Here is a 10802-nt window from a genome sequence, read left to right on the forward strand (position 1 = left end):
CGCGCTCGCGTGCCGTGGACGAGACGGACAACACGTTTAGTAGTTGGTAAAACACGCACGTGTCATACGGTTCGGTCGGTGGAAGGTCCACCGCGACTGATGTGCGGCAGTGTCGCCGCACCCGGGTGAAAAGGACTAACCGACCGTGAGCACCTCTACCGAGGTCACGCAAGACCGAGGCTTCTTCGGCCACCCACGAGGGCTGGCGAACCTCGCGGGCACCGAGATGTGGGAGCGCTTCTCCTACTACGGGATGCAAGCGATCCTGCTGTACTACCTGTACTTCACCGCGGAAAAGGGTGGTCTCGGGCTCGACGAGGCAACCGCCGCCGGGATCGTCGGCGCCTACGGCGGTTCCGTCTACCTCGCCACCATCGCGGGATCCTGGGTGGCCGACCGGCTCCTCGGCCCCGAGCGCACGCTGTTCTACAGCGGCGTCCTCATCCTCACCGGGCACCTGGCGCTGGCCGTGCTGCCCGGGGTGGCGGGCGTGGCCGTCGGCCTGATCTGCGTGGCGCTGGGCTCCGGCGGTCTCAAGGCCACCGCGACCACGCTCGTCGGCATGCTCTACGGCCAGGACGACGTGCGCCGCGACTCGGCGTTCTCGATCTTCTACATGGGCATCAACCTGGGCGCCCTGGTCGGCCCGCTGCTGACCGGCCTGCTGCAGGACAACATCGGCTTCCACTACGGCTTCGGCCTCGCCGCCATCGGCATGGCGCTGGGCCTGACCCAGTACACCCTCGGCCGCAAGAACCTGCCCGACGCGGGCCGCGTGGTGCCCAACCCGCTCACCGGACCGGACCGGATCCGCGCGCTCGGGATCGGCGTGGTGGCCGTCGCGGCGATCCTCGTGCTGGTGCTGACCGGCGTCATCGCCGCGGACAACCTGGCCACCGTGGTCACCTGGGTGATCGTCGCCGCGGTCATCGCGCTGTTCACGGTCCTGCTGACCAGCAAGCGCGTGGACGGCGTGGAGCGCGCGCGGGTGTGGGCGTTCGCGCCGATGTTCCTGGCCAGCTTCGGTTTCTGGGCGCTGTTCCAGCAGCAGTTCACCGTGCTGGCGATCTACGCCGAGCAGCGCGTCGACCTGGACCTGTGGGGGTGGTCGATCCCGCCGTCGTGGTTCAACTCGGTGGAGCCGCTGTTCGTGGTGCTGCTGGCGCCGGTGTTCGCCGCGCTGTGGGTGAAGCTGGGTGACCGACAACCGTCCACTCCGGTCAAGTTCGCCATCGGCGTCGGGTCCATGGGCGTGGCGTTCCTGGTGATGGCGCTGCTCGGGTTCACCAAGGGCGACAAGGTGATCCCGCCGCTGCTGCTGGTCCTGGTGCTGGTGATCTTCGTGGTCGGCGAGATGTGCCTGTCGCCGGTGGGGCTGTCGCTGTCGACGAAGCTGGCGCCCAAGGCGTTCACCGCGCAGATGGTCGCGCTGTTCTACCTGTCGCTGGCGCTGGGCACGTCGGTCGCGGGCGCGCTGGCCGAGTACTACTCGAAGGACGACGAACCCGCCTACTTCGGCGTCCTCGGCGGCGTCGCCATCGCCCTCGGCGTGGCCATGGCCGCCATGACCCCGCTCGTACGCAAACTCATGCGCGGCGTGCGCTGACCGGTCCGCTCCCGATCACGGCCCAATCACGGCTCGGTCCACATGCGCCCGAGCTGTCCACGGGGCGGGCTCGACGTCTTCTCGTCGCAGCTCGCCCCGCCGTAGGAGTGAAATAGGAGTTCCCTATTGCGGGGCCCCTCGCGCGTGCTGCCTCGGCGCGGGTTGGGATGGGTTGGCGTGAGTTGGAGTGGTCGAAGCGAGTGCGAGGCCGCCGAGCGGGTTGCTCGGCGGCCCCTCATTCGGGGGTCAGTGCTCGGCGGCGGGTTCCACGAGTTCGACCAAGACGCCGCCCGCGTCCTTCGGGTGCACGAAGTTGACCTTGCTGCCCGCCGTGCCGCGCTTGGGCTCCGGGTAGAGCACGCGCAGGCCCGCGGCGCGCAGGGCCTCGGTGGTGGCGGCCACGTCGGCCACCCGGTAGGCCAGCTGCTGCAGGCCCGGGCCGTTGCGGCCGATGAACTTGGCGATGGTCGACGACTCGTCGATCGGGGCCAGCAGTTGGACGGCCGTGCCCGTGCCGTCGTCGCCGGGGGCGCGCAGCATGGCCTCGCGCACGCCCTGCTCCGCGTTGACCTCCTCGTGCACCGGGACGAGGCCGAAGTGGTCGCGGTGGAAGGCGATCGCCGCGTCCAGGTCGGGCACGGCGATGCCGACGTGGTCGATGGCCAGCACGTGCTTCTTCAGGACATCGCTGCTCATGGCTCGAACGTAGTACGCCGCCCTTAACCCGCGGTAACGCCTGCTGTGCGGTCACTCACAGCCCGGCGTGGCAAATCGCTGGTCCGCGAGTATGGTCCACGTTAACGACCGTTCGCATCGCTTAGGAGACCGCCGTGTCCGGATCCGTCATCGTCGCCGGTGCCCGCACACCGATCGGCCGACTGCTCGGCTCGCTCAAAGACTTCACCGGGGCGCAGCTCGGCGGTGTCGCGATCAAGGCGGCGCTGGAGCGCGCGGGCGTGGCCCCCGAGCAGGTGCAGTACGTGATCATGGGCCAGGTGCTCACCGCGGGCGCGGGCCAGATCCCGGCCCGGCAGGCCGCGGTCGCCGCGGGCATCCCGATGGACGTGCCCGCGCTGACGGTCAACAAGGTCTGCCTCTCCGGCCTCGACGCCATCGCGCTGGCCGACCAGCTCATCCGCGCGGGCGAGTTCGACATCGTGGTCGCGGGCGGCCAGGAGTCCATGACCCAGGCGCCGCACCTGCTGCCCAAGTCCCGCGCCGGCTTCAAGTTCGGCGAGGTGACCCTGGTCGACCACATGGCCCACGACGGCCTCTTCTGCGCCTTCGACCAGGTCGCCATGGGCGCCTCCACGGAGAAGCACAACGCCCGCTACGGCATCACCCGCGAGGAGCAGGACGCCTTCGCCGCCCTGTCGCACCAGCGCGCCGCCGCGGCCATCGCCGAGGGGCGCTTCGCCGACGAGATCGCCCCCGTCGACATCCCGCAGCGCAAGGGCGACCCGGTCGTGTTCGACACCGACGAGGGCGTGCGCGGCGACACCACCGTCGAGGGCTTGGCCAAGCTGCGCCCCGCGTTCGCGGGCGACGGCACCATCACCGCGGGCTCGGCCTCGCAGATCTCCGACGGCGCCGCCGCGGTGGTCGTGATGAGCAAGGCCAAGGCCGAGGAGCTGGGCCTGAGCTGGATCGCCGAGATCGGCGCGCACGGCGTCGTCGCCGGACCGGACGCCAGCCTGCACGAGCAGCCGTCGAACGCGATCAAGGCCGCGCTGGCCAAGCAGGGCATCGCCGCCGCCGACCTGGACCTGGTCGAGATCAACGAGGCCTTCGCCGCCGTCGGCGTGGTCTCCACCCGGCAGCTCGGCGTCAGCGGCGACATCGTCAACGTCAACGGCGGCGCCATCGCCCTGGGCCACCCGATCGGGGCCTCCGGGGCCCGGCTGGTCGTGCACCTGGCCTACGAGCTCAAGCGCCGCGGTGGCGGCGTCGGCGCCGCGGGCCTCTGCGGTGGCGGCGGCCAGGGCGACGCGCTGATCATCAGCGTGCCCAAGGGCTGAGCTTGACCCGCACCCACGCGGTGCCGGACCTGGTCGACCGCGCGCGCGGCGGCGACGCGCGCGCGGTCGCCCGGCTCATCACGCTCGTCGAGGACGCCAGTCCCCGGCTGCCCGAGATCGCCGCCGCCCTGGCCCCGCACACGGGCCGCGCGCGGGTCGTCGGGCTGACCGGCGCGCCCGGGGTCGGCAAGTCCACCACCACGTCGGCCCTGGTCGGCGCGTACCGGGCGCGCGGGCAGCGGGTCGGGGTGCTGGCCATCGACCCGTCGTCGCCGTTCTCCGGAGGCGCGCTGCTCGGCGACCGGATCCGCATGCAGGACCACGCGACCGACCCCGGCGTGTTCATCCGCTCCATGGCCACCCGCGGCCACCTCGGTGGCCTCGCCTGGTCGACCCCGCAGGCCGTCCGGGTGCTCGACGCCGCCGGGTTCGACGTGGTGCTGGTCGAGACCGTCGGGGTCGGACAGTCCGAAGTGGACGTCGTGGCGCTGGCCGACAGCGTCGTCGTGCTGCTCGCCCCCGGCATGGGCGACGGCATCCAGGCGGCCAAGGCGGGCATCCTGGAGATCGCCGACGTGTTCGCCGTCAACAAGGCCGACCGCGACGGCGCCGACGCCACCGTCCGCGACCTCAAGCACGCGATCTCGTTGGGGCGCAGGGAAATCCGGGGCGCGTCGTGGCGGCAGCCGGTGGTCAAGACCACCGCCGACCGGGGCGCGGGCATCGCCGACCTGGTCGAGGCCGTCGACGCGCACCACGACTGGACCGCCGCGCACGGCGACCTCGCGGCGCGCCGCGTCGAACGGGCGCGCGCCGAGATCGAGGCCGTCGCGCTCGCCGCGCTGCGCGCCCGGTGGCGCGGCGACCGGTTGGACGCGCTGGCCGTCCGAGTCGCGGCGGGGGAGTGCGACCCGTACACCGCCGCGCACGCGTTGACGGCCGACGGGGAGAACGACCACCCCGGGTGATCGGGGTATTCGACTGACCGGGCCCGTTCGCGCGACTGGCGGTCGATTGTCTTCACCCTTGAATTACTCGCGGTTTAACGAATAGGCCGTCCAGGTGGCCTCTTGAGTTGATCCGACTGATCCGATCAGCGCAACCGGGCGGCCGGTGTGCGGGGTCGGCGGCGGACCGGCCGGTCGCCGACGTATGTTGCCCCCATGACCAGCACTGGGGCGGGTGCGGCGGCAATCGTCGTCGACGACATCCGCAAGTCCTATGGGGACTTGAAAGCGGTCGACGGCGTGTCGTTCACCGTCGGCCACGGGGAGTTCTTCGGCATCCTCGGACCCAACGGGGCCGGGAAGACCACCGCACTGGAGATCATGGAGGGGCTGCGCGAGCCGGACAGCGGGTCCGTGCGGCTGCTGGGGGAGAGCCCGTTCCCGCGCAAGCCCGCCCTGCTGCCGCGCATCGGCGTGCAGCTGCAGGCGTCGGCGTTCTTCGACCGGCTGACCGCGCGCGAGCAGCTGGAGACCTTCTCCGCGCTCTACGGCGTCGGCGCAGGCCGCGTGGACGAGATGCTGGAACTGGTCGGTCTCACCGAGAAGGCGGGCACCCGCGAGGACAAGCTCTCCGGGGGTCAGCGGCAGCGGCTGTCCATCGCCTGCGCGCTCGCCCACGACCCGGACGTCGTCTTCCTCGACGAGCCCACCGCCGCGCTGGACCCGCAGGCCCGCCGCAACCTGTGGGACGTGCTGCGCGTGATCCGGGAGCGCGGCAAGACCATCGTCTACACCACCCACTACCTCGACGAGGCCGAGATCCTCTGCGACCGGGTGGCGATCATGGACCAGGGCCGGGTGCTGGCCATGGACACCCCGACCGCCCTGGTCCGCGGGCTCGACGCGCCCACCCGGATCACCCTCGAGCGCGGCACGCTGACCGCCGCCGACGCCGCGGGCCTGCCCGGTGCCGACGAGGTCGGCGAGGACGAGCAGTCGCTGGTGCTCACCACGCGCACCCCCGCGCCGCTGCTGGCCGCCCTGGCCGAGCGCGGCACCCTCGACGGCCTGCAGGTGCGGACCGCCACCCTGGAGGACGTCTTCCTCCAGCTGACCGGACGGGAGTACCGCGCGTGACGGCGTTCAAGAGCCTGGCCAAGGCGATGGCCAAGGGCCTGGTGCGGGACAAGACCACCCTGTTCTTCTCCTTCCTGTTCCCGCTGATGTTCCTGGTGGTCTTCGGGCTGCTGTTCCGCGACGCGGGCATGGACAAGATCAAGCTCGGCGCCTACGGCGACGGCGAGGTCGTCGTCGCCCTCGAGCGCACCGGGGCCGTCGAGGTGCAGCGGTTCGACAAGCTGGACGACGGCGTCGCCAAGGTCCGCGCGGGCGACCTGCCCGGGCTGGTCGAGGTCAACGGCGACCGCGTGGTGCTGCACTTCGCGGCCAGCAACCAGGCCCAGGCGGGCACCGTGCAGGGCCTGGTGTCGGGCGTCACGCAGTCGCTCAACGTGCGGGCCAGCGGCAGGCCGCCGAAGTTCGACTTCACCGCGCAGCAGGTCGAGGACTCCTCGCTCAAACCCATCCAGTACCTCACCCCCGGCATCCTGAGCTGGAGCATCGCGGTCGGCGCGGTGTTCAGCGCGGGCATGACCCTGGTGACCTGGCGGCGCAAGCAGGTGCTGCGCAGGCTGCGGCTGGCACCCGTGTCGCCGGTCACGGTGCTGTCCTCGCGCGTGCTGGTCACCGTCACCGTCGCGGTCTCGCAGGCACTGCTGTTCACCGGGGTGGCGTCGCTGCCGGTGTTCGGGCTGCGACTGTCCGGCACGTGGTACCTGGCGATCCCGATCTTCCTGTTGGGCGTGCTGGCGTTCTTCTCGATCGGCATGCTGGTCGGCGCCTTCTGCAAGACCGAGGAGGCGGCCACCGCCGCGGCCAACATCGTGACGTTGCCCATGGCGTTCCTGTCCGGCACCTTCTTCCCGATCGACATGGCGCCGTCGTGGTTGCGGGCGGTGTCGAAGGTGTTCCCGTTGCGGCACATGAACGACGGCCTCACCGACGTCATGGTGCGCGGCAAGGGCGTCGAGGCGCTGCTGGTGCCGTGCGGCGTCCTGTTGGGGTTCATCCTCGTTGTGAGCTTCATCGCGACCCGGGTCTTCAGTTGGGAGGACAGCTGAAAACCGCTGGTCAGCGCGGTGGCCCGAGCCCTCGGTGAGCGCGCTCACGCCGCACACTGGGATCATGCGCACGCCTGCTGCCCGCTTCCGCGCGGTCGCCGTCATCGAGGCCGTCTCCTGGGTCGGCCTGCTCCTCGGGATGCTCGTGAAGTACGCCACCGACTACGGCGACCTCGGGGTCAAGGTCTTCGGCCCGATCCACGGCGCCGTCTTCGTCGCCTACGTCGTGGTGACGCTGGTCTCCTCCCGGCAGCTGGGCTGGAACCGGTGGACCACGGTGTGGGCGCTGGTCGCCAGCGTCCCTCCACTGGCGACACTGCTGTTCGAGCGCTGGGCGCTGCGCACCGGCAAGCTCGACCCGGTCGGCCCCAAGCAGCTGCGCGCGGGCATGTTGCTCAGCGTCAACGCCTGAGAACCCGAAACTGACCCGAGCGCCGCCCCGGAACGGATTCCGGGGCGGCGCTCGGTGTTTCGGGCGAGATCCGGTGCCAGGTCGGGAACGGTGCCGGGCGGGGATGGTGGCGGGAGGGAATGCCTCAGTCCTGGAAGTCGCCCGCCGCTTTGCGGACCTTGGCGAGCAGGTCGGTGAGCTGGGTGGTCTGCCGGTCGGTCAGGCCGCGCAGGCCGAAGTCGACGGCGGTGACGGCGGTCGTGGCCTGCTCGCGGCGCTCGCGGCCCGCGTCGGTGATCTCGGCCAGGGTGGTGCGCCGGTCGGTCGGGTGCGGGGTCCGCTTGACCAGGCCGTCGGCCTCCAGCCGGTCGACGATGTTGGTGACGCTGGTCGGGTGCAACTGCAGCCGTTCGCCCATCACCCGCATCGGCAGGCTGCCGCGCTTGGCGAAGGTCAGCAGCACCAGTGCCTCGTAGCGGGCGAAGGTCAGCCCGTGCGGCTTGAGCGCGGCGTCCACGGCGGACTGCAGGATCTGCTGCACGCGCATGACGCTGGTCACCGCGGCCATGGTCGTGGAGTCGCCGATGCGCTCCTCCCACAGCTCCGCGGCGCGGGCGATGGGGTCGAAGGACAACGAGCGCGGCCTCATGGGAAAGGAAGCTACCAGTGGGTTCGCCCGCACGGCCGTGGGCTGCGGGAATCGACCGGTGTGTCCCGGACCGCTCTCGGCTGCCCTGTCACGCGGCGCGGTCGCCCGGATAGTGTGCGGCCACGTTCGGCCCAGTCACCCGCCCGTTCACGTCTCCGAGCCAGGAGTGCGCCCGTGCTCATCGCCTTCAGTGTCAGCCCGCTCGGCGGGGAGTCGGAGAACGTCGGCGAGGCCGTCGCCGCCGCGGTGCGCGTCGTGCGCGAGTCGGGGCTGCCGCACCAGCTCACCGCCATGTACACGATCGTGGAAGGCGAGTGGGACGAGGTGATGGGCGTGGTGCGGCGGGCGACCGACGTGCTGCTCGCGCGGTACCCGAGGGTGAGCCTGGTGCTGAAGGCCGACATCCGGCCCGGGTACACCGGTCAGCTGGAGTCGAAGGTCGCCAGGGTCGAGGAGTACCTGGCGGAGTAAAGCTCGGACGTCCTACTATCCGACTACCTACTACCTGGGAGCCGACGTGGACCCTCGCGTGCTGTGGGAGTGCTTCGAGCCGTACCACGCCGTCACCTACTTCACCCCGGAGTCAGTCGCCGAGACCGACGCGCTCGGCTGCCGGGGCCGCTGGATGGGGTACTTCGGCATGCGCGCCGCGCCGCTGGGCGCCGCGCCCGCGTGGCTGGTGACCAGCGTGTTCTACAACTTCCACCCCTCCAGAGTGGAGCGCGCCGTCCCCGACGTGTGGACGGTCGCGTCGCCTGCGGAGTTCCTGGCCGCCCGGCTGCGCGGCGTCGACGGCGCCCTGCGGCGGCTGTTGGGCGACGCGGTCGAGGGGCCGGACGTCGCCGAGGCGGCCGACCTGGCCCGCGCGGTGGTCGGGTGGGTGCCGACGGCGGGGCGCCCGCTCGGCGCGGCCAACGCGGCACTGCCGCTGCCCGCGGAGCCCCACCTCGCGCTCTGGCAGGCGGTGACGACCCTGCGCGAGTCCCGGGGCGACGGGCACGTGGCCGCCCTGGTGACCGCCGGGCTGGACCCGGTTGAGGCGCTCGTCACGATCGGCGTCGACCGGGACCTGGACCCCGAGTACCTGCGCACCGCCCGCAACGTCCCCGACGACGAGTGGCACGCGGCGGTCGGCAGGCTGCAGGACCGCGGCGTCCTCGACGAGCCGGACGTGCTCACCGAGGAGGGCCGGGGCCTGCGCGAGTCGGTGGAGGACCTCACCGACGAGGCCGCGGCCGCGCCGTGGCTGCAGCTGGGCGACCGGGGCACCGAGCGGTTCGTGGAGCTGGTCGCGCCGCTGGCCCTGCGCATCACCAGGGAGAACGACCGGATGCGGGTCAACCCGATGGCGCTGAGCCCGGCGGCCCGGCTCGCCGCGCTGGTGGGGGATGGCCGGTAGCGCGGACGTGGGATCAGGGGGCGTGCCAGGATGAGGGAGTGACCAGGCCAGATCCACGCCAGACCGCCGCACTGTCGGCCGCCCTATCCCGGGCCGTAGACCTGTCCGCGCTCAAGGCGCGCGCGGACGCCGCCGCGCGGGCACCCAAGCCCGCCACGCCCGCGTCCGACCAGGACGACACCGACGCCCCCGCCACCTCGGGCGCGCACTCCATCGACGTCACCGAGGCCAACTTCGAGGCCGAGGTGGTCGAGCGCTCCGCCGAGGTCCCGGTGGTGGTCGCGCTGGTCGCGGGCTGGTCGGCCCAGTCCAAGCAACTGGTCGGCGTGCTCGAACGGCTCGCCGTGGAGGGCAGAGGCGCCTGGCGGCTGGCCAAGGTGGACGTGGAGATCAGTCCCCGGGTGGCGCAGCTGTTCGGTGTGCAGGCGGTGCCGATGGTGATCGCCATCGCCGCCCGCCAGCCGGTCGACGCGTTCAACGACGTACCGCCGGAGGACCGCGTCCGCCAGTGGATCAACTCGATCCTCGACGCGCTGCGCGACCGGTTGCCGGGGATCCGCGCGGCCGAGGCGGGCGCGCCCGCGGCGGTCGCGGAGCCGGAGCCGGAGGACGAGCGGTTCGCGGCGGCCGAGGACGCGTTCGAGGCTGGTGACTTCGAGACGGCTGAGGCGCGGTACCAGGCGATCCTGGACGCGGAACCGGCGAACGCGGACGCGAAGGCGGCGTTGGCGCAGGTGCGGTTCCTGGCTCGGACGCAGGCGATCGACCCGTCGGTGATCGTGCGGGCGGACACGTCACCGGATGACGTCGACGCGCAGGCGGGGGCGGCCGACCTGGAGTTGGCGGGGCAGCAGGTGGAGAAGGCGTTCGGGCGGCTGATCGCGGCGGTGCGGCGGAGTTCGGGGGCGGAGCGGGACAAGGCGCGGACGCACCTGGTGTCGTTGTTCGACCTGTTCCCGGCGGACGACCCGCGGGTGGTCAAGGCGCGTCGGGAGTTGGCCAGCGCGCTGTTCTGATCTTGGGTTTTGGCGGGCCCCGGGGTGTTGCTCCGGGGCCCGTTTTGTTGTCGGGGTGTGGTGGTGCGTGGCGTACCCGCGCCGGAATCGGGTTCAAGCGGAGTTGGCGGACGCGTTCGAGGTGTCGCAGTCGACGATCAGCCGGGCGATCACGGCGGTCACACCACCGGTGGTCGGCTTGCTCGGACACCGCGTTCCCACGGCCGACGATCTCGACGGCCGAGACCCCGGCACCTGGCTCGGCGACAAGGGCTACATCGGCAGCGGCATCCTCACCCCGATCAGAAAACCCCGCAACCGTGAACAGCCCGACTGAGAAGTGGAGTTCAACCGGCACCACAACTCCATCCGTGTCGTGGTCGAACGCGCCATCACCCGCCTCAAGACCTGGCGCGTTCTTCACACCGACTACCGACGCCCCATCGACACCATCTCCGCAGTCATCGGCCTCTACTTCTACGCCGCTGAATAAGCCTCACAGGCTTGATCGTCTTCTTCCCGGGGTCTATCCCATGATCGGTGTGTCCGGCGTTGTTGATCAGTAGGTCTCGGCTCCTGGCCAGCGGTCACCGAATGTGATGGCGAACGCGTTGAGC

13 protein-coding genes are annotated in these 10802 nt (G+C 71.4%); 11 read left to right on the plus strand and 2 right to left on the minus strand.

The annotated features are described in order from the left end of the window. Positions 1-145 precede the first annotated feature (145 nt). Entirely contained in the window at positions 146-1606 is a 1461-nt protein-coding gene (locus CLV40_RS36285) for a peptide MFS transporter (protein ID WP_104483569.1), read from the plus strand. A 246-nt stretch (positions 1607-1852) separates the two neighbouring features. Here CLV40_RS36285 and mce read toward each other — a convergent pair whose 3' ends face one another. Beyond that, entirely contained in the window at positions 1853-2302 is a 450-nt protein-coding gene (gene mce, locus CLV40_RS36290; RefSeq protein WP_104483570.1) for a methylmalonyl-CoA epimerase, read from the minus strand. 134 nt (positions 2303-2436) lie between these two features. Here mce and CLV40_RS36295 point away from each other — a divergent pair, with 134 nt between their 5' ends. The 5 genes from CLV40_RS36295 (at position 2437) to CLV40_RS36315 (ending at position 7163) form a co-directional block, all read left to right on the plus strand. Further along, positions 2437-3624 carry an acetyl-CoA C-acetyltransferase gene (locus CLV40_RS36295; protein ID WP_104483571.1) on the plus strand — a complete coding sequence of 396 codons (1188 nt, stop codon included), beginning with the start codon at positions 2437-2439 and terminating at the stop codon, positions 3622-3624. Between the two features lie 2 nt (positions 3625-3626). Then, complete coding sequence (gene meaB / locus CLV40_RS36300; protein WP_104483572.1) at positions 3627-4592, plus strand: methylmalonyl Co-A mutase-associated GTPase MeaB; 966 nt, start codon at positions 3627-3629, stop codon at positions 4590-4592. A gap of 195 nt (positions 4593-4787) precedes the next feature. Further along, positions 4788-5708, plus strand: coding sequence for an ABC transporter ATP-binding protein (locus CLV40_RS36305; protein WP_104483573.1), 921 nt, complete (start codon positions 4788-4790; stop codon positions 5706-5708). Next, positions 5705-6751 (plus strand): ABC transporter permease, encoded by a 1047-nt coding sequence (locus CLV40_RS36310; RefSeq protein WP_245931814.1) that lies wholly within the window; start codon positions 5705-5707, stop codon positions 6749-6751. Before CLV40_RS36305 ends, CLV40_RS36310 begins: the two co-directional genes overlap by 4 nt. 64 nt (positions 6752-6815) lie before the next feature. After that, complete coding sequence (locus CLV40_RS36315) at positions 6816-7163, plus strand: DUF3817 domain-containing protein (RefSeq protein WP_104483582.1); 348 nt, start codon at positions 6816-6818, stop codon at positions 7161-7163. Positions 7164-7287: 124 nt separating this feature from the next. Here CLV40_RS36315 and CLV40_RS36320 read toward each other — a convergent pair whose 3' ends face one another. Further along, positions 7288-7791 carry a MarR family winged helix-turn-helix transcriptional regulator gene (locus CLV40_RS36320; RefSeq protein WP_104483574.1) on the minus strand — a complete coding sequence of 168 codons (504 nt, stop codon included), beginning with the start codon at positions 7789-7791 and terminating at the stop codon, positions 7288-7290. 174 nt (positions 7792-7965) lie between these two features. Between CLV40_RS36320 and CLV40_RS36325 the strand changes: the two genes are divergently transcribed. The 5 genes from CLV40_RS36325 (at position 7966) to CLV40_RS40150 (ending at position 10678) form a co-directional block, all read left to right on the plus strand. Next, entirely contained in the window at positions 7966-8262 is a 297-nt protein-coding gene (locus tag CLV40_RS36325; RefSeq protein WP_104483575.1) for an MTH1187 family thiamine-binding protein, read from the plus strand. Positions 8263-8308: 46 nt separating this feature from the next. Beyond that, complete coding sequence (locus CLV40_RS36330; RefSeq protein WP_104483576.1) at positions 8309-9190, plus strand: SCO6745 family protein; 882 nt, start codon at positions 8309-8311, stop codon at positions 9188-9190. Between the two features lie 38 nt (positions 9191-9228). Then, positions 9229-10206, plus strand: a complete 978-nt coding sequence (locus CLV40_RS36335) for a tetratricopeptide repeat protein (protein ID WP_104483577.1) — start codon at positions 9229-9231, stop codon at positions 10204-10206. Positions 10207-10273: 67 nt separating this feature from the next. Continuing rightward, entirely contained in the window at positions 10274-10522 is a 249-nt protein-coding gene (locus CLV40_RS40145; protein WP_245931815.1) for a hypothetical protein, read from the plus strand. Between the two features lie 3 nt (positions 10523-10525). Then, entirely contained in the window at positions 10526-10678 is a 153-nt protein-coding gene (locus CLV40_RS40150) for a transposase family protein (RefSeq protein ID WP_245931816.1), read from the plus strand. Positions 10679-10802 lie beyond the last annotated feature (124 nt).

Origin of the sequence: Actinokineospora auranticolor (assembly GCF_002934265.1) — a bacterium.
GTDB lineage: Bacteria > Actinomycetota > Actinomycetes > Mycobacteriales > Pseudonocardiaceae > Actinokineospora > Actinokineospora auranticolor.